This window comes from Billgrantia saliphila, from assembly GCF_002930105.1.
Classification (GTDB): domain Bacteria; phylum Pseudomonadota; class Gammaproteobacteria; order Pseudomonadales; family Halomonadaceae; genus Halomonas; species Halomonas saliphila.
In genome coordinates, this window is record NZ_PJRN01000033.1 from 1 (window position 1) to 18,293 (window position 18,293).

Below are 18,293 nucleotides of genomic sequence, written 5' to 3' on the forward strand. Positions count from 1 at the left end.
CGAATTCGTTCAGAATCACCCGCTCCTGGTGGGCGCCTTCCTGCTGGTACTGACCGCCTGGATCGCCTATGAAGTGCGTAACAGCGCCTCAAGCGGCGTGACCTCCGGCCAGGCCACCCAGCTGATCAACCGCGAGGACGCCGTGGTCGTCGATACCCGCGAAGCGGGCGACTTCAAGGCCGGCCACATCGCCGGTGCGCGCAATATCCCCCAGAGCCGCATCGACGACCGCCTCGGGGAGCTGGAGAAGGCCAAGGACAAGCCGGTCATCGTGGTCTGCAAGAGCGGACAGACGTCCGGCCTGACCGTGGCCAAGCTGACCAAGGCCGGCTTCCCACGGGTCTACAAGCTCAAGGGTGGCATGATGCAGTGGCAGGCCGACGGCCTGCCGGTGGTCAAGAAGTAGCCAATACACAAGACGCATAGACGCAAAAGGAACCTTCCCATGGCCGAAGAGAACAGCCAGAACGCCGCCGGCGGCAGCCAGGCCGCCGATCAGCAGAACCGGCAGCAGCTCCAGTTCGCCGTTCAGCGCATCTATGTCAAGGACATCTCCTTCGAGGCGCCGAACTCGCCCGCCGTGTTCCAGCAGCCGTTCAAGCCCAAGGTCGGCCTCGACCTGAATACCTCCAGCAAGAAGGTCGGCGAGGAACTCTACGAAGTGGCGCTCAAGGTCACCGCGCAGGTTCGCCACAGTGAGGAGGGCACCACCTCCTTCCTGGCCGAGATCGAGCAGGCCGGCCTGTTTCGCATCAGCGGCATCGAAGGGGCGCAGCTCGAACACACCCTGGGCGCCTTCTGTCCCAACATGCTGTTTCCCTATGCCCGCGAGTGCATCGACAACCTGGTCAACCGCGGCGGTTTCCCGCCCCTGATGCTGGCGCCGGTCAACTTCGAGGCGATCTACGCCCAGAAGAAGAAGCGTCAGGCCGAGCAGGCCCAGCAGCAGGGCGAGCAGCCCGCGCAGTAGGTTTCATCCGCCATGGCAACGAGCCCGCGCATCCACGTCGCCGCCGACTTCACCGTCGGCGGCGACGTCGTTCTGCCCGAGGGGCCCGCGCGCCACGTGGCGCGTGTGCTGCGCCTGGGCGAAGGTGCGCCGGTGAGACTCTTCGACGGCGCCGGCCAGGAGGCCCGCGCGGTACTGGTCGAAGCGAGCCGCAAGCGCGTAGTGGCACGCGTCGAGGCCATTGAGGCCGGCCGCGGCGAGTCGCCGCTGGCGGTACACCTGGGTCAGGCGATCTCCAAGGGCGACCGCATGGACTACGCCATCCAGAAGGCCGTCGAGCTCGGTGTTGCCGCGATCACACCGCTCTACACCGAGCACGGCGACGTGCGACTCAAGGGCGAGCGCGAGGCGAAGAAGCTCGCCCACTGGCAGGCCGTGGCCATTAGCGCCTGCGAGCAGTGCGGTCGCGCCACCGTTCCCCCTGTTTACCCGCCACAGCCTCTCGACGTCTGGCTCGGCGATCGCGACGAATCGTTGCGTCTCGTCCTGCATCCCGGCGTCGAGCGTGCCTCGGGGCGCGACGAGGCGCCCGCCAGCGCCGCGCTGCTGATCGGCCCCGAAGGGGGGCTCTCCGACAGCGAAGTCGCCGCCGCCCGTCAGACCGGTTTCTCCCCCCTCTCCCTCGGCCCGCGCATCCTGCGCACCGAGACCGCGCCGGTGGTGGCGCTGTCGCTGCTGCAGTACCGCTTCGGGGACCTCGGCTAAGCGCTTGGGCCGCGCGCGCCGGCGCGCCGCATCGGTATGTTCGAATCCATCATGCCTTTTAGACTTTGGTCTATTTTTTCACGCCTTGTCTTGCGGGGTGGGGAACGGCTCATTAGTTTGTAAGTTGTATGATGTATGACAACAGACACATCGACCGTCATGAACCAGCAAGCCGGTCGCCCGCGGGACCCAGAGCCAGCGATATGTGTTAACCGAAGAGGAAGTGTTCGTGAAATTTTCCAGAGCAGCAGTGGTAGAGGCCATAGGGGATGGGCTGTTGTCGTTCCCCATCACCGACTTCGATAGCGAAGGCCGTTTCGATGCGGGGAGCTATCGTCGCCGCCTGGAGTGGTTCGTCAGTCATGACATCTCCGCCGTCTTTGTGGCCGGTGGCACGGGTGAGTTCTTCAACCTCTCGCTCGACGAGTATCGCGAAGTGGTTCGCGTTGCAGTCGAAACCGTGGACGGCAAGCTGCCGGTCATCGCCAGCGCCGGGCTTAGCGTGGAGAGCGGCAAGGCCTTCGCCAGAGCGGCCGAGGAGGCCGGCGCCGACGGCATTCTGCTGATGCCGCCCTACCTGACCGAATGCCCTCAGGAGGGGCTCGTCGAGTACGCCCGCCGGATCTGCGACGCCACCGAGCTCAACGTCATCTACTACAACCGCGGCAACGGCATCCTCAACGCCGATTCGGTCCAAGCGTTGGCGGACCGGTGCCCGAACCTGATCGGTCTGAAGGATGGCAAGGGCGATATTCAGCTGCTCAACAAGATCGTCAAGACGGTAGGGGACCGCCTGGTCTATGTCGGTGGCGTGCCCACCGCGGAGATCTTCGCCGAGGCCTACCTCTCCATTGGCGTCAATACCTACTCCTCGGCCGTGTTCAACTTCGTGCCCGACATGGCGGTCAAGTTCTACAAGGAGCTGCGCAAGGGCAATCGTGAGGTGGTGAAGCAAATCACCAACGACTTCTTCATTCCCTTCGTCGATCTCAGGGACAGAAAAGCGGGGTATGCCGTCAGCCTGATCAAGGCGGGTGCCGAGATCATCGGACGCCCGGCCGGCAGCGTCCGGGCGCCGCTGACCATGCCCTCCACCGAGGAGCGCCAGCAGCTCGAGACGCTGGTAGAGAAGGCCAGGCAACTATAAACCAACAACGAAGCTGATGAGGTGAAGCATGCCAGTATCCAAGAAGACTATCGTGGGCCTGGGGTCGGCCGTCCTGATGACGTCGCTGACCTACGGGATCGGCGCGGCTCAGGCCCAGGAGGGCCAGCTGCGGGGCAACGTTCGGGTCGTGATCGGCTCCACCTCGACCGGTGGCGACACCTACCAGAACTCGAGCATCGTGGTGGACCAACTGTCCGAGAAGCTCGATATCAACATGAAGGTCGACGCCGTGGGCGCTAGTTCGGCATTCCGTACCCTGGATCGTGATGCCCGCGGCAATACGCTGATGATCTTCCACGACCAGGCCTACCTGGGTCACCTGTATGGCGTGGAGGGCTATGCCGATATCTTCGAGAAATACACCATCGGGCCGACAGTGGCCATCAACCCGGGCAATGCCTACCTGGTGCCCATGGATTCGCCCTACGAGACCCTCGATGACATCATCGCGGCGGTGGGCGAGGGCGAGACCGTGCGCGTGGCGATCCAGCCTGGCGGTGTCTCCGAGATCGGCTTCAGTGCGCTGAAGAACGCCATTGCCATCGAGCATCCGGGGCAGGAAGACAACCTGGTGGCGGTCAACACCGGCTCCCAGTCGGACAAGAACCAGTTGCTCTTCGATGACCAGGTCGATCTGATCAATGGCTCCGTGCAGGCCAACGAGCAGTACACCCGCCTGCCGGAAGAGGATCAGAAGGCCATGCGCTTCGTCTGGCTGACGGCCCGCCAGGAGACCATCCAGCAGGCGCCGGAGGAGGGGCTTGGTCAGACAACCCGCGAGCAGCTGCTGCAGCACGTCGAACCCAACGTGCACGTGACCATGGGTGACGACGAGACCTTCACCTTCGATAAGGAATTCTTCTTCCTTTACAACAAGGACATGGATCCGGGCATCGTCGAGCAGATCGATGAGGCGCTCGCCGAGATCTTCGAGGAGGGCGAGATCCAGGAGGCACAGAAGAGCGCCTTCTTCATCCCCAACTTCAGGCCGTCGGGCGAAGCGTCGGAGTACCTGGAAGAGAAGCGGTCTCGCTACGCGGAAATCATCGAGAACATCCAGTAAATCAGCGCCAGGGTGCCGGCGGATTCGCTGCCGGCGCCCGGCCCGGGCAAAGAAACGCCAGAACGACGATAGGCAGGTCGACCTGTCTCTAACGGAGCCGCTATGGAATCAGGTCTGTCAGATCTGCTTAGTGTCTCGATCGATTTCGGGACCTCTCACCTGTTCTTCCCGACCCTGATCACTTGGATCATGGCAGTACTGTTCGTCCTCGTGGTCGCGACCCAGGTCGTCCCTTTCCTGGCCGCCGTGAAGCGCGGTGAGCGCACATTGCCCATCGTGGGAGAGTCCATGGATGGCCTGCGCTTCTTCGGCACGCTTGCGCTGATCGCGACCTATTTCTACCTGATGACGGTCGTGGGGGACATGTTTCCTTATACGGGTTACGGGTTTCTGTTCGTCTCGATACCTTTTGTCTTCCTCATGTCGCTTCTGTATCTGCATGAGTGGACCAGCAAAGCACTGGTTATCGTGACACTCAATGCCTTCGTTGCGCCCAGCCTGGCTTGGCTCATCCTGGCCAAGCTGTTCCAGATCACCCTGCCGTGACCGAAGCGAGTGCCACCATGGAAATCCTTTCACTGCTCGATGTGACCTTCTTCCTCCTGACCGCGCTGGGCGCCCTGGTCGGGATCGTGTTCGGTGCCATCCCCGGCATGACCGCCACCATGGCGGTGGCGGTGTGCCTGCCGTTGACCTATGCGTTGGGCCTGAACCATGGCCTGGCACTGTTGCTCGGCCTGTACGTGGGCGGCATCTCGGGCGGCATGGTACCGGCAGTGCTGCTCAACATCCCCGGCACCCCCTCATCGATCACCACGACGTTCGATGGCTATCCCATGGCGCGCAGGGGTGAGGGGGAGCGTGCGCTGAAGATCAGCGTGGTCGCTTCCCTTGTGGGCGGCTTGATCAGTGCTGCCGTGCTGTTCCTGTTCGCTCCGCTGCTGGCCGACTTCTCCATCAAGTTCTCCTATATCGAAAAGTTCCTGATCATCCTCCTGGCCCTGACGGTCATCGCCTCCCTGTCCAACAATATGCTGGTGGGCATCTTCAGCGGTGTGATTGGTATCTGGCTGAGCCTGATCGGGGACTACAGCATTTCGGACGGCGGCAACGGCAAGACCCGTCTGATGTTCGATTTCATGGAGCCCTACCTGTTCGAAGGTTTCTCCCTGCTGCCCGTGCTGATCGGCATCTTCGGCATCTCCACCATCCTTCTCGAAGCCGAGAAGGGAGTGAAGAGCGACCTGACCGACGAGCGGGTGAAGATCGGCAAGGGAGCGGGCGCCACCTTCTCGCTGGCCCTTTTCAAGGGACGCCTGACCAACCTGGTGCGCTCCTCCTTTATCGGTACCTTCGTCGGCATGCTGCCGGGGGTCGGTGGCAGCGCCGCCTCGGTGCTGGCCTATACCCAGGAAAAGAACCTGGCGCGCGACTCTTCCCAGATGGGTAAGGGCGCACCCCAAGGGCTCATCGCCTCCGAATCAGCCAACAACGCGCTGACCGGCGGAGCTCTGATCCCGCTGCTGTCGCTGGGCATTCCCGGCGATTCCACCACCGCCGTGCTGATCGGTGCCTTCACCCTCCAGGGTATCCAGGTGGGGCCGCTGTTCATTCCCGAGAACGCCGAGACCTGGTACGTCATGATGGCGGCGCTGATTTTCGCCAACTTCGTGATGTTCTTCCTGATGTTCTATGCCATCAAGTACATCGCCAAGGTAGTGATGGTGCCGAAGCACATTCTGTTCCCGATCATCGTCATGATGTGCGTGGTGGGTGCCTACGCCATCAACTACGGCATCATGTTCGATGTCTGGACACTGCTGATCTTCGGCGTGCTGGGCTACCTGATCCAGAAGGTCGGCCTGGAGGTGGCGCCGCTGATCATCGGCTTCATCCTGGGCAGCCAGGCGGAGGTCTACTTCGTCAAGAGCCTCGAATCGGCCGGGACCCTGACGATCTTCTTCACCAAGAGCCCCATCGCGGTGGTGCTGTGGCTGCTGATCCTGGCCTCGGTGGTGTTCTCGATCACGATGAGCCTGAAGAATCGCGCCAAGCATCGTCAGGAGTTGCTCGGCTGATCAACGGCCCAGGCATAGCGAAGAGGAACCCTATGAGCGCTTTCGAAGGCAAGATCATCAAGGTCCATCCCGGCGACAACGTCGCCATCGTCGTCGAGGCAGGGGGCCTCGTTGAAGGCCAGGCGCTGGGTGATGGGCTGGTCGCGGCCGGCCGGATCCCCCAGGGCCACAAGCTGGCCCTGCGGAATATCGACATCGACGCTCCCATCGTGCGCTACGGCGAGGTCATCGGTAACGCCGTGGTCGCCATCGGCCGGGGTGAGCACGTCGACGAGACCAGGGTGCGGCTGCCCCAGGCACCGGCGCTGGACGACCTGCCGCTCGCCACACGGCCGGCCCCGGACGTGGAGCCGCTCGAGGGCTTTACCTTCGAGGGTTACCGCAACCCGGACGGCAGCGTAGGCACCAAGAACGTGCTGGGAATCACCACCAGCGTGCAGTGCGTAGCCGGCACGGTGGATTACGTGGTGGAGCGCATCAAGCGCGAGCTGCTGCCGCGCTATCCCAACGTCGACGACGTGGTGGGGCTCAACCACACCTACGGTTGCGGGGTGGCCATCAACGCACCGGCCGCTATCGTGCCGATCCGCACCCTCAAGAACATCGCGTTGAACCCCAACTTCGGCAACCAGGTAATGGTTATCGGCCTGGGCTGCGAGAAGCTCCAACCCTCCACGCTGGTCGACGACCGCCCCGTCAGGATCTACGAGAACACCGAGGCGGCGGACCCCGACGCCAATGTGCTTAGCCTGCAGGACGACTCCTTCCACGGCTTCGGCGAGATGGTCGAGGGCATCATGGCCATGGCCGAGCGCCACCTCGAACGACTGAATCGCCGCCGTCGCGAGACCTGTCCGGCCTCCGACCTAGTGGTGGGCATGCAGTGCGGCGGCAGCGACGCCTTCTCGGGAGTTACCGCGAACCCCGCCGTGGGCTTTGCCACCGACCTGATCGTGCGCGCCGGGGGCAGCGTGATGTTCTCCGAGGTCACCGAGGTGCGCGATGCCATCCACCTGCTGACGCCCCGGGCGATAGACGAACAGGTGGGCCGGGCGCTCATCGAGCAGATGGCGTGGTACGACGATTATCTCTCCCAGGGGCAGGCCGATCGCAGCGCCAACCCTTCCCCCGGAAACAAGAAAGGGGGCCTATCGAACGTCGTCGAGAAGGCGCTGGGATCGATCATAAAGTCCGGCAGCTCGCCCATCGTCGACGTCATCGGCCCCGGCGAGCGGCTGCGTCGCAAGGGGCTGACCTTCGCCGCCACGCCGGCCAGCGATTTCATCTGCGGCACCCTGCAGCTGGCGGCCGGCATGAACTTGCAGGTGTTCACCACCGGTCGCGGCACGCCCTATGGCCTGTCGATGGTGCCGGTGCTCAAGGTTTCCAGCAACTCGACGCTGGGCCGGCGCTGGCACGATCTGATCGACCTCGACGCCGGGCGCATCGCCACCGGCGACGCCAGCATCGAGGCGGTGGGTTGGGAACTCTTCCGGCTCATTCTCGATGTGGCGAGCGGACGCCGGCAGGCCGCGGCCGACCGGCTGGGTATCCACAACGATCTGGCGCTGTTCAATCCGGCCCCCGTGACGTGACGCACAGACCAGACCCTAATCCAGACTCATAGGTAGAACGTCTCATGTTTCCCAAGATCAAGAAGATGCGCATCGTCCCGGTCGCCGGCTACGACGGTTTCCTGTTGAACCTCAGCGGAGGCCATGCGCCCTGGTTCATTCGCTGCGTCGTCATTCTGGAGGACGATGCAGGCAATCGGGGTGTCGGTGAGATACCGTCCAGCGCCGGTATCCTCAAGGGGCTCGAGCAGTGCCGTGCGCTGGTCGAAGGGTCGCGGATCAACGACATCAAGCAGACCCTGAACCAGGCGCGCCTGCTGCTGGCCAGGAACGGGCGAGAGGAGCGCGGTCGCCAGACCTTCGACCTGCGCGTGGCGGTGCATGTCATCACCGGTATTGAATCGGCCCTGTACGACCTTTATGGCCAGGCGGTGCAACTGCCCGTGGCCGACCTGCTGGGCCAGTACGGGCGTCAGCGCGACGAGGTCGAGGCGCTGGGCTACCTGTTCCTGCTGGGCGATCCGGCCAAGACCGACCTGCCCTATCCCCGGCCCGAGAACCCCAGGGACGAGTGGGACGAGGTGCGTTGCCGGGAGGCGCTGACCCCGGATGCGGTCGCCAACCTGGCCAAGGCGGCCTATGCGCGCTACGGCTTCAAGGACTTCAAGCTCAAGGGCGGCGTGCTGCGAGGCGAGGAGGAGGCCGACTGCATTCGCGCCCTTCATGAGGCTTTCCCCGAGGCGCGCCTGACGCTCGACCCCAACGGTGCCTGGACGCTCGATGAGGCCGTGCGGGTGCTCACGCCGATCCGCGACCTGCTGAGCTATGCCGAGGATCCCTGCGGCCAGGAAGAGAGCTACTCGGGGCGCGAGACCATGGCCGAGTTCAAGAAGCGTACCGGCCTGCCCACCGCGACCAACATGATCGCGACGGACTTCAAGCAGCTGCAGTACGCCGTGCAGCTCAACGCCGTGGACATCCCGCTGGCGGACTGTCACTTCTGGACCATGCAGGGCGCCGTGATGGTGGGCGAGTTGTGCCACGAGTGGGGCATGACCTGGGGCTCGCACAGCAACAATCACTTCGATGTCTCGCTGGCGATGATGACGCATGTGGCCGCGGCCTGTCCCGGCGAGATCACCGCCATCGACACCCACTGGATCTGGCAGGACGGCCAGCGCATTACCCGGGAGCCGTTCCGCATCCGCGACGGCAAGCTGGCGGTGCCCAGGACGCCCGGCCTGGGTATCGAGCTCGACGAAGACAAGCTGATGGAGGCCCATCGCCTTTACCAAGGGCTCGACGTGACGCAGCGCAACGATGCCATGGCCATGCAGTACCTGATTCCCGGCTGGGAGTTCGATCCCAAGCGACCGGCGCTGGTGCGCTGAAATCGGGTGGCAACGCCACCGCTCAAGGCAAGCAATGTGCGTGGGTACAGGAGGTGACGTGTGACGTATTCCCAGACGCCGGTCATCGAAGAGGTATCGGTCATTCCCGTGGCCGGACGCGACAGCATGCTACTCAATATCGGAGGCGCGCACTCGCCCTGGTTCACGCGCAATCTGATCCTTCTCAAGGACAGTTCGGGCAACGTGGGCGTGGGCGAGGCGCCGGGCGGTGAAACGATCCGGCAATCGCTGGAGATGGCGCGTCCGCTCGTGATGGGGCAGCCCATCGGCAAGCTGCGTTCCCTGGTGGCCTCGTTGCACTCCGCTGGGCGCAGTGCCGATTTCGAGGACTTCGGCAAGGGCTCGTGGACCTTCGAGCTGCGCGTCAACGCCGTGGCGGCGCTGGAGGCCGCACTACTCGACCTGCTGGGAAAGTTTCTCGGCGTGCCGGTAGTAGAACTGCTGGGCGATGGGCCGCAGCGTGATAGCGTGGAGGTGCTGGGCTACCTGTTCTTCATCGGCGATGGACACGCGACACCGCTGGAGTATCGGCGCGGCACTACCGGCGGGAGTCATGAATGGTACCGCCTGCGCGACGAGGAGGCACTGACGCCGGAAAGCATCGTGGCGCTGGCCAAGGCGGCGCAGGATCGCTATGGCTTCAAGGATTTCAAGCTCAAGGGGGGTGTGCTGCCAGGCGTGCAGGAGGTCGAGGCTGTGACCGAGCTGGCCAAGGCATTTCCCGAGGCACGGGTGACCATCGACCCCAACGGAGCCTGGTCGCTGAACGAGGCAGTGAGCCTATGCTGTGACCTGCGCGGCGTGTTGGCCTACGCTGAAGATCCGTGCGGCGCCGAGCAGGGTTTCTCCGGCCGAGAGATTCTGGCCGAGTTCCGCCATGCCACCGGTCTGCCCGTGGCGACCAACATGGTGGCCACCAACTGGCGGGAAATGGCCCACGCCTTGATGCTGCGCTCGGTGGACATTCCTCTGGCCGACCCACATTTCTGGACGCTTTCCGGCGCCGTACGCGTATCGCAACTGTGCCAGGACCACGGCATGACATGGGGGTCCCACTCCAACAATCACTTCGATGTCTCGCTGGCGATGTTCGTGCATGTGGGCGCGGCCGCCGTGGGCAGCGTCACGGCGTTGGACACTCACTGGATCTGGCAGGAGTCCGATGCACGTCTGGCCAAGGAGCCGCTGGAAATCGTCGGAGGCAAGGTGTCGGTGCCCGAGACGCCGGGATTGGGTATCGAACTCGACATGGGCCGCGTCGAAGAGGCCAATAGCCTCTATCGAAAGCTGCCCGCTGGCGGGCGCAACGACGCCATGGCCATGCAGTACCTGAGCCCCGGCTGGGAGTTCGATCCCAAGCGACCGGCGCTGGTGCGCTGATCTCGTGATGGTACGGGCGCCGGTGTGGATGAAGCGCGTGGCGCCCCGCTTGTACTTTAGTCGAGTTCGACCATGGACTGGCTTGCAACACCGGAGCGGGGCGATTAGCTTGTATGTTGTATGATGTATTACAAAAACAAGTGCCGCTTACCGCCCTCTGGGTTGGCGTTTTCTTCCAGAGCTGTCTCGGAGTGAACCGGTGAGGCGCCGACAAAAGGAGCGATTCGTGGAGTTTTCCAGAGCCACCATGATGCGAGCCGTGGGCGATGGGCTGCTGTCCTTTCCCGTCACTGATTTCGATAGCGACGGGCGCTTCGATGCCGACAGCTATCGCCGTCGCCTGGAGTGGTTCGCCAGCCATGACATTTCCGCCGTCTTCGTGGCCGGTGGCACGGGCGAGTTCTTCAACCTGTCGCTCGATGAGTACCGGGACATCGTGCGTGTGGCCGTGGAGACGGTCGGCGGTAAGCTGCCTGTGATCGCCAGCGCGGGGCTGAGCGTGGAGAGCGGCAGGGCTTTTGCCAAGGCCGCGGATGAAGCGGGCGCCGACGGCATCCTGCTCATGCCGCCCTACCTGACCGAGTGCCCGCAGGAGGGGCTGGTCGAGTACGCACGCAGGATCTGCGATGCGACGCCGCTCAGCGTCATCTACTACAACCGCGGCAACGGCGTACTTGGCGTCGACGCGGTGCAGCAGCTAGCCGGCGCCTGCCCGAACCTGATCGGCTTGAAGGACGGCAAGGGCGATATCCAGTTACTCAACAAGATCGTCAAGACCGTGGGCGACCGACTGGTCTACGTGGGAGGCGTGCCCACCGCGGAGATCTTCGCCGAGGCCTACCTCTCCATCGGCGTGAATACCTATTCCTCCGCCGTGTTCAATTTCGTGCCGGACATGGCGGTCAGGTTCTACAAGGAGTTGCGTCAGGGGAATCGGGAGGTCGTCAGGCAGATCACCAACGACTTCTTCATTCCCTTCGTCGATCTCAGGGACCGGAAAGCGGGCTATGCCGTCAGTCTGATCAAGGCGGGAGCGGACCTCATCGGCCGTTCGGCCGGAAGCGTACGTGCGCCTCTGGTCATGCCCACCCAGGAAGAGCGGAACCGGTTGGAGGCGCTGATCGGTATCGCTCGAGGCTTCTAACCCCACCCCAGCCACAACACCAAAAACAAAGAAGAGGAGTGCGTCGTGAAAACAACCAACTCGACAACCAAGACGATGAGTGCCGTTGCCGCATCCGCCGCCGTGATGCTGCTATCGCTGCCGGCCCAGGCCGAGGATTGGCGCGGCTGGAACATTCACCCGCCGGGCTATCCCAATACCGAAGCGCTCGAGGCGTTCGCCGAGAGCGTGACCGAGAGGACAGAGGGGCGCGTGACGGTGCAGGTCTACAACAATGGCGTACTCGGCGATCAGCCAGACGCCATCGAGCAGACCCGCAGCGGCGCGCTGGATTTCGCCAACTTCAACATGGGGCCGATGGGACCCATCGTGAAGGAAACCAACGTGCTCTCGCTGCCCTTCCTCTTCAGCAGCATCGAGCACATGCACGAGGTGATGGACGGCGAGATCGGCCAGCAGTTTGCCGACGCCCTGGCGGAGAAGAACCTGATCGCCCTCTCCTGGTTCGATTCAGGCGCCCGCAGCCTCTACAACACCGAGCGCCCCGTGCACACGCCCGAGGACATGCAGGGCCTGAAGATCCGGGTCATGAACAACGACCTGTACGTCGAGATGATCGAGGCGCTTGGCGGCAATGCCACCCCGATGGCCTACGGCGAGGTCTATCAGGCGCTCAAGACCGGGGTACTCGACGGTGCGGAGAACAACTACCCCTCGTTCGAGTCCAGTAACCACTACGAGGCCGCCGACTACTACTCACTCACGGAGCACCTGATCATCCCCGAGTGCCTGTGCATCGCCAAGGCGAGCTGGGAGGCGCTGTCGCCCGAGGATCAGGAGATCGTGCGCGAGGAGGCGATCAAGGCATCCGAGCTGCAGCGACAGCTGTGGGTCGAGGGGTCTCAGGAGAGCCGGCAGATCGTGCTGGACGCCGGCATCGAGATCAACGAGGTGGAGGACAAGGCGGCCTTCCAGGAGAAGATGGAACCCGTCTATTCGGCCTTCATCGAGGAGAACCCTGACCTCGAGAGCCTGATCGACGCCATCCGGAACTCGAACTGAGCTCCCCCGTGACGTCCCCCTCGGCGCCTGGTGCGCCGAGGGGAAAGGAGGCTTACGCCATGAGAACCTATGCTGACCACGAGGTCGCCGTGAATTCTCCCCAGTTGCGCAAGCGGGCAAGCCGACTACTGGACGCCATCGCCAGCCTCTGTCTGGCGGTCGCCGGCGTGCTGCTGGTGTTTCTCATCGCCATCTTCGGCTGGTTGGTGTTTGGTCGCTACGTGCTGAACAACACGCCGACCTGGGTGGAGCAGGCGTCCCTGCTGCTCGTGGTCTACATCACCTGCCTGGGAGCGGCGGCCGGCGTCAGGGGAAACACCCACTTGAGCATCGACTTCGTGCGCGAGGGGATGCCCGAGCCCTTCAGGACGATATTTCGCTATATCGCCGATCTTTTCATCGTGATCTTCGGCGCCTTCATGGCGTACCAGGGCTGGGGCCTGGTCATGACCAACCTCGAGCGGGCGATCCCGATGATCAAGCTCTCCGAAAGCTGGCGAGCCGCGCCGCTAGTGATCTGCGGCGGACTGATCGTGCTCTTCGCCGTGGCCAATATCGTGTCGCGACTCTCCGGCAACGACTTTGACGAGGGCAACTGACAATGGGCCTTGCCATTCTGTTCGGTATCTTCTTTCTCGGCCTGCTGGCAGGCGCGCCCGTCGCCTTCGCCGTGGGGCTGGCCGCCGTCGCGACCTTCCTCTATGAGGGGCTGCCGCTGTTCGTCGCTTTCCAGCGCATCCTGTCGGGCATCTCGGTCTTCTCGCTGCTTGCTATCCCGTTCTTCATCTTTGCCGGCGAACTGATGCTGCACGGCGGTATTTCCACCCGGCTGGTGCGTCTGGCGTCGGCTGCGGTGGGCAAGGTGCGCGGCGGCCTGGGCATCGTCAACGTCACCTCCTCGATGCTCTTCGGCGGCATCTCGGGCTCCGCCGTGGCCGATACGTCGGCGCTCGGCTCGATCCTCGTGCCGGTCATGAAGGAGAAGGGCTACGACGCCGATTACGCCGTGAACGTCACGGTGACCTCATCGGTCGCCGGGGTGGTGATACCACCGAGCCACAACATGATCCTCTACGCTGTGGCGGCCGGCGGCGGCATCTCGGTCACGCAGCTGTTCATCGCCGGCATCGTGCCGGGCATCTTGATGTGCCTGACCCTGGCCGTGGCGGCCTACCTGGTGGCGGTCAAGCGTGGCTACAAGGGCGAAACCTTCCCGGGGTGGGACGTGCTGATCCTCAGCCTGGCCGCGGCCCTTCCGGGCCTGATGACCGCCGTGATCATTGTCGGCGGGGTACTGTCGGGCGTTCTCACCGTGACCGAATCCGGGGCCTTCGGCGCCATCTACGCCATCGTGGTCACCGCGCTGGTCTATCGCGAGCTGCGCTGGGCGTCGTTCAAGGCGGCGGTACTGCAATCGGTGAGGACCACGGCGCTGGTCATGATCCTGGTCGGCTGCGCCTCGGCGTTCTCCTACCTGCTGGCGCTGTACAACGTGCCGCAGCTGCTGACCGAAGTGCTGATGGCGCTTTCCGACAACCCCATCGTCATTTTCCTGCTGCTCAACCTGCTGCTGCTGGGGCTCGGCATGATCATGGACATGGCGGCTCTGATCCTGATCTGCACGCCGATCTTCCTGCCGGTGGCCATGCAGTTCGGCATGGACCCGATCCAGTTCGGCATCATCATGATGATGAATCTGGGGCTCGGGCTGTGCACCCCGCCGGTGGGGGCCTGCCTGTTCGTCGGCTGCGTAATCGGCAAGATCAAGATCGAGCAGGCCGTGCGTACCATCTGGCCATTCTACCTGGCGCTGTTCGTCGCCCTGATGCTGGTGACCTACGTGCCGGCCGTCTCGCTGTCGCTGCCTGCGCTGTTCCGCTGAGCATCTAACGACCGAACCGTACAACGGACTCAACGTATGAAGATTGCAGCCGTACATACCCATATCCTCGACCATGCGCTGGAGACCGCGTTCGAAAGCGCCTCCATGCACTTCACCCGGCGTCAGCACTGCCTGGTCGAGGTCGTCTGCGACGACGGCACCACGGGCTGGGGCGAATGCCTGGGCCCTGCCAAGCCCAACGCTGCCGTCGTGCAGGCCTACGCCGCCGCCCTGGTCGGCCAGGATCCGCTGCAGACCGAGAAGATCTGGCTCGATCTCTACAACCGGCTGCGCGACCAGGGCCAGCGCGGCCTGACCGTCACCGCCCTGAGCGGCATCGATATCGCGCTGTGGGACATCAAGGGCAAGCGCTTCGGCGTGTCGGTAGCGACCCTGCTGGGCGGCCGCTTCCGCGACAGCGTGCGGGCCTATGCCACCGGTTCGTTCCGCCGGGAGGGCGTGGATCGTGTCGAGGATATCGCGCGGGAAGTGGCAGGATACCGTCGCGAGGGCTTCCATGCGGTGAAGATCAAGATCGGCTTCGATGTGGAGGAGGACCTGCGCGTGCTCGAGGCGGTGCGCGAGGCGATCGGCCCCGACCTGCGCCTGATGATCGACGCCAACCACGGCTACGACTACCTGGAAGCCGTCGAGGTGGGCCGCAGGGCGGCGAAATTCGACATCGACTGGTTCGAGGAGCCGGTACTGCCCGAGCACGTCTCGGCCTACCGCGCGGTGCGCGCCGACCAGCCGATCCCCGTGGCCGCCGGCGAGACCTGGCACGGCCGCTATGCCATGCAGGAGCCGCTCGCCACCCGCGCCGTGGACATCGTCCAGCCCGACATCTGCGGTGTCGGCGGTTTCACCGAGATTCGCCGCGTGGCCGACATGGCGGCGCTGCACGGCGTACGCCTGGTGCCCCATGTCTGGGGCACCGCCGTGTGCCTGGCCGCCAGCCTGCAGTTCATGGCGGCGCTGCCGCCCAACCCGCCGCGGCGGAACCCAATCGAGCCCATTCTCGAGTTCGACCGCACCGTCAACCCCTTCCGCCAGGCGGTGGTGACGACACCCATCGAGCACGACCAGGGCGTGGTGACGATCCCCGATGGGCCCGGACTCGGCATCGAGATCGACCGCGAGGCGCTCAGCCGCTTCGCTCTCAAGGAGGCATGACGACGTGACAGCGATACCTGCCAATACGCGGCCGCTGGAGGGGCCGGCGCCGCGACTCGAGACACCGCCGGGCGCCACCGATTGTCACATCCACCTGTATCTGCCCGGCTTTGAGGCCCAACCCGGCGGGCCCGGCATCGCCGAGCTGGCGACGCCCCAGGACTACGCCAAGGTGCAGGCGCGCCTGGGGCTGGAGCGGGTGGTGGTCACCCAGCCGAACGCCTATCAGCTCGACAACGGCGCCCTGCTCGAGGCGTTGACCCAGCTGGGAACGGCAACCGCTCGGGGGGTGGCGGCGGTGACACCGCAAACGCCTGGCGAAGCGTTGCGCGCCTGGCACGAGAAGGGCGTGCGCGGGGCTCGGATCATGAACCTGCCCGGCGGTGCAGTAACGCATGCCAGCATGCTTGAGGTCGAGCGCCGGATTCGCCCGCTGGGCTGGCACCTGATGGTGCAGTTCAACGGCCAGCACCTGGACGACTATCTCGATGGCCTGCAACGCATCGAGGGGGAATACATCATCGACCACATCGGCAAGTTCATGCCGCCGGTGACGGCAGGCGATCGCCGCGTCGACGCCATTCTGCGGCTGCTCGACCGTGGCAATGCCTGGTTCAAGATCTGCGCCGGCTACGAGGCGAGCGTGGCCGGCGGGCCGCGCTACGAGGACGTGGGAGCGATCGCTCGTCGGGTCATCGCCCATGCTCCGGAGCGGGTGATCTGGGGGTCGAACTGGCCCCACGTCGGCGTGCCTCGCGAGCAATACCCGGACGATGCCGAGCAGCTCGACGTGTTGCTCGAGTGGGCCGGCCCCGGGGAACGCCGTCGCATCCTGGTCGACAATCCCGCCGCCCTGTACGGCTTCTGACCCTTTTGTCTGCTTGAGGAGGAAACGCATGATCGATCGTCTATTGGTAACGGGCGCCGCCGGAGGCATGGGCCGCATCATCCGTCCGCACCTGGCGAAACTGGCCCGGACGGTGCGCTTGTCGGACATTGCCGACCTCGGCGAGGCGGCTGACCACGAGGAGCTCGTACCGTGCGATCTCGCCGATGCCGAAGCCGTCAATGAATTGGTTCAGGGCTGCGATGCCATCGTGCACCTGGGCGGCGTCTCGCTGGAGAAGCCATGGAACAGCTTGCTGCAGGCCAATATCGTCGGTACCTACAATCTGTACGAGGCGGTGCGACGGCACGGCAAACCGCGGGTGATCTTCGCCAGTTCCAACCACACCACCGGCTACTACGAGCGTACGCAGAGGATCGATTCCGACGTGCCGCATCGGCCCGACTCGCTCTACGGTGTGACCAAGTGCTTCGGCGAGGACCTGGCATGTCTGTATCATGACAAGTTCGGCGTCGAGACCCTCAGCGTGCGCATCGGCTGGTGCCACCCCAAGCCGACCGATACGCGCAAGTTGGCGATCTGGCTGAGCGCCGAGGATTTCGTCAGTCTGGTGGAGCGTGCCATCGTCACGCCGCGCCTGGCCTATACCGTGGTCTATGGCTTCTCGGACAACGCCGAACGCTGGTGGGACAACAGCAAGGCCGCCTTTCTCGGCTGGGTGCCGAAGGACAGCTCGGAACCCTGGCGTGCCGAGATGGAAGCACTCGATGCGAATCTCGATCCCACGGATCCGGCAGTCATCTACCAGGGCGGGCCGTTTGCCACCTCCGGGCACCCCGACGACTGACGACGACGATCCGGTGGCGAGGCACTCCTCAACGACGACTCATGACAGGTGGATGTCGATATGGCAGGCAGAACCGATCTCAAGGCCGACTTCAAGGAACTGAAAGTTCAGAAGCTTTCACGTGAAGGAAGCCTGTCCCTGCATGTCGCCGACCAGCTCGAGGCGTTGATCGTCAACGGCGGTATCAGCGTAGGCGAGAAGCTGCCGACCGAGAACGGTCTGTGCGAGGCCTTCGGCGTCAGCCGTACGGTGATCCGCGAGGCCATCACCCATCTCAAGTCGCTGGGGCTGGTCGAGACGCGTCGGGGTGTCGGTACCACTGTGCTGCGCTCTACCACGATCGAAGCGATGCCGGCCGAGCGCATCAGTCCGACCACCGTCGAGGACATCCTGCATGTGCTCGAGCTGCGGCTCAATCTCGAGCCGGCGGCGGCGGCGCTGGCCGCCGAACGGCACGACGATGAGGATCGTCGCGTCCTGCGTGAGAAACACGCCGCCTTCATCGAGGCAAGAGCGGCAAAGTCTCAGGCACGTGAGGAGGACTACGAGTTTCACTATGCGATCGCCGCCGCTACGAAAAACCCCTTCTTCAGGGTCTTTTACGAACAACTGAGCCAGAGCGTGATACCCCGCGCCAAGCTGATGAGTATCGAGATCAATACCGCGGCCACGGACAAGTACCTCGCCCGAGTGGAAGAGGAACACACCTACGTGCTCGAGGCGATCCTGGCCCGCGACCCCGAAGCGGCGCGCGAAATGATGTACCAGCATCTCAACCGCGCGCGAACCATGTACGCCAAGTATCAGGAAGCCTGAGCCGCCGGCTCTCTCCTGAACAGGCGATACCGGATATCAGGAGCCACCATGACACTCGAAGGCAAGATGCTGATCGGTCGGGAGGCCGTCAGCGGCAGTTCCAAGCCCATCAATGCCGTCAACCCCGCCACCGGCGAGACCCTCGAGCCCACCT

The 18,293-nt window shown here is 64.0% G+C and carries 18 protein-coding genes; all 18 read left to right on the forward strand.

The features are described from left to right. Positions 1–406 (forward strand): rhodanese-like domain-containing protein (locus CYJ07_RS19900; protein ID WP_104205440.1); only part of this gene is annotated, 406 nt, incomplete at its 5' end. 39 nt (positions 407–445) lie between these two features. Then, entirely contained in the window at positions 446–970 is a 525-nt protein-coding gene (gene secB, locus CYJ07_RS19905; RefSeq protein WP_104205441.1) for a protein-export chaperone SecB, read from the forward strand. 12 nt (positions 971–982) lie between these two features. Next, positions 983–1,714, forward strand: coding sequence for a 16S rRNA (uracil(1498)-N(3))-methyltransferase (locus CYJ07_RS19910; RefSeq protein ID WP_104205442.1), 732 nt, complete (start codon positions 983–985; stop codon positions 1,712–1,714). A 229-nt stretch (positions 1,715–1,943) separates the two neighbouring features. Then, the gene (kdgD, locus tag CYJ07_RS19915; RefSeq protein WP_104205443.1) at positions 1,944–2,861 is read left to right on the forward strand and encodes a 5-dehydro-4-deoxyglucarate dehydratase; all 918 of its coding nucleotides are present in this window, start codon (positions 1,944–1,946) and stop codon (positions 2,859–2,861) included. A 28-nt stretch (positions 2,862–2,889) separates the two neighbouring features. Then, positions 2,890–3,945, forward strand: coding sequence for a type 2 periplasmic-binding domain-containing protein (locus CYJ07_RS19920; RefSeq protein ID WP_104205444.1), 1,056 nt, complete (start codon positions 2,890–2,892; stop codon positions 3,943–3,945). A 102-nt stretch (positions 3,946–4,047) separates the two neighbouring features. Beyond that, entirely contained in the window at positions 4,048–4,491 is a 444-nt protein-coding gene (locus tag CYJ07_RS19925; protein WP_104205445.1) for a tripartite tricarboxylate transporter, read from the forward strand. 17 nt (positions 4,492–4,508) lie between these two features. Further along, complete coding sequence (locus tag CYJ07_RS19930; protein ID WP_104205446.1) at positions 4,509–6,023, forward strand: tripartite tricarboxylate transporter permease; 1,515 nt, start codon at positions 4,509–4,511, stop codon at positions 6,021–6,023. A 32-nt stretch (positions 6,024–6,055) separates the two neighbouring features. After that, entirely contained in the window at positions 6,056–7,618 is a 1,563-nt protein-coding gene (garD, locus tag CYJ07_RS19935) for a galactarate dehydratase (RefSeq protein WP_104205447.1), read from the forward strand. 44 nt (positions 7,619–7,662) lie between these two features. Further along, on the forward strand, positions 7,663–8,988 hold the full coding sequence (locus CYJ07_RS19940) for an enolase C-terminal domain-like protein (RefSeq protein ID WP_104205448.1): 1,326 nt from the start codon (positions 7,663–7,665) through the stop codon (positions 8,986–8,988). A gap of 60 nt (positions 8,989–9,048) precedes the next feature. Next, a complete protein-coding gene (locus CYJ07_RS19945) occupies positions 9,049–10,389 on the forward strand; it encodes an enolase C-terminal domain-like protein (protein ID WP_104205449.1) in 1,341 nt (446 codons plus the stop codon). Between the two features lie 247 nt (positions 10,390–10,636). After that, positions 10,637–11,533, forward strand: coding sequence for a 5-dehydro-4-deoxyglucarate dehydratase (gene kdgD, locus CYJ07_RS19950; protein WP_422666984.1), 897 nt, complete (start codon positions 10,637–10,639; stop codon positions 11,531–11,533). 75 nt (positions 11,534–11,608) lie between these two features. Further along, entirely contained in the window at positions 11,609–12,574 is a 966-nt protein-coding gene (locus tag CYJ07_RS19955; protein WP_104205457.1) for a TRAP transporter substrate-binding protein, read from the forward strand. A 59-nt stretch (positions 12,575–12,633) separates the two neighbouring features. Next, the gene (locus tag CYJ07_RS19960) at positions 12,634–13,173 is read left to right on the forward strand and encodes a TRAP transporter small permease (RefSeq protein ID WP_104205451.1); all 540 of its coding nucleotides are present in this window, start codon (positions 12,634–12,636) and stop codon (positions 13,171–13,173) included. Between the two features lie 2 nt (positions 13,174–13,175). Beyond that, complete coding sequence (locus CYJ07_RS19965) at positions 13,176–14,456, forward strand: TRAP transporter large permease (protein WP_104205452.1); 1,281 nt, start codon at positions 13,176–13,178, stop codon at positions 14,454–14,456. A 36-nt stretch (positions 14,457–14,492) separates the two neighbouring features. Beyond that, positions 14,493–15,629 carry a mandelate racemase/muconate lactonizing enzyme family protein gene (locus tag CYJ07_RS19970; protein WP_104205453.1) on the forward strand — a complete coding sequence of 379 codons (1,137 nt, stop codon included), beginning with the start codon at positions 14,493–14,495 and terminating at the stop codon, positions 15,627–15,629. Between the two features lie 4 nt (positions 15,630–15,633). Next, positions 15,634–16,497: an amidohydrolase family protein gene (locus CYJ07_RS19975; protein WP_104205454.1), complete on the forward strand. Its 864-nt coding sequence runs from the start codon at positions 15,634–15,636 to the stop codon at positions 16,495–16,497. A gap of 28 nt (positions 16,498–16,525) precedes the next feature. After that, complete coding sequence (locus CYJ07_RS19980; protein WP_104205455.1) at positions 16,526–17,323, forward strand: NAD-dependent epimerase/dehydratase family protein; 798 nt, start codon at positions 16,526–16,528, stop codon at positions 17,321–17,323. Positions 17,324–17,383: 60 nt separating this feature from the next. Next, positions 17,384–18,139, forward strand: a complete 756-nt coding sequence (locus CYJ07_RS19985; RefSeq protein WP_104205456.1) for a FadR/GntR family transcriptional regulator — start codon at positions 17,384–17,386, stop codon at positions 18,137–18,139. The last annotated feature ends 154 nt before the right edge of the window (positions 18,140–18,293 follow it).

Bases quoted from the DNA above. Each gene is read 5' to 3' on its own strand.
- kdgD (WP_422666984.1), top strand. From the start codon at position 10,637: ATGATGCGAGCCGTGGGCGATGGGCTGCTGTCCTTTCCCGTCACTGAT.
- CYJ07_RS19930 (WP_104205446.1), top strand. From the start codon at position 4,509: ATGGAAATCCTTTCACTGCTCGATGTGACCTTCTTCCTCCTGACCGCG.
- CYJ07_RS19965 (WP_104205452.1), top strand. From the start codon at position 13,176: ATGGGCCTTGCCATTCTGTTCGGTATCTTCTTTCTCGGCCTGCTGGCA.
- CYJ07_RS19925 (WP_104205445.1), top strand. From the start codon at position 4,048: ATGGAATCAGGTCTGTCAGATCTGCTTAGTGTCTCGATCGATTTCGGG.
- CYJ07_RS19970 (WP_104205453.1), top strand. From the start codon at position 14,493: ATGAAGATTGCAGCCGTACATACCCATATCCTCGACCATGCGCTGGAG.
- CYJ07_RS19910 (WP_104205442.1), top strand. From the start codon at position 983: ATGGCAACGAGCCCGCGCATCCACGTCGCCGCCGACTTCACCGTCGGC.
- CYJ07_RS19980 (WP_104205455.1), top strand. From the start codon at position 16,526: ATGATCGATCGTCTATTGGTAACGGGCGCCGCCGGAGGCATGGGCCGC.
- garD (WP_104205447.1), top strand. From the start codon at position 6,056: ATGAGCGCTTTCGAAGGCAAGATCATCAAGGTCCATCCCGGCGACAAC.
- CYJ07_RS19940 (WP_104205448.1), top strand. From the start codon at position 7,663: ATGTTTCCCAAGATCAAGAAGATGCGCATCGTCCCGGTCGCCGGCTAC.
- CYJ07_RS19920 (WP_104205444.1), top strand. From the start codon at position 2,890: ATGCCAGTATCCAAGAAGACTATCGTGGGCCTGGGGTCGGCCGTCCTG.
- CYJ07_RS19955 (WP_104205457.1), top strand. From the start codon at position 11,609: ATGAGTGCCGTTGCCGCATCCGCCGCCGTGATGCTGCTATCGCTGCCG.
- secB (WP_104205441.1), top strand. From the start codon at position 446: ATGGCCGAAGAGAACAGCCAGAACGCCGCCGGCGGCAGCCAGGCCGCC.
- CYJ07_RS19960 (WP_104205451.1), top strand. From the start codon at position 12,634: ATGAGAACCTATGCTGACCACGAGGTCGCCGTGAATTCTCCCCAGTTG.
- CYJ07_RS19985 (WP_104205456.1), top strand. From the start codon at position 17,384: ATGGCAGGCAGAACCGATCTCAAGGCCGACTTCAAGGAACTGAAAGTT.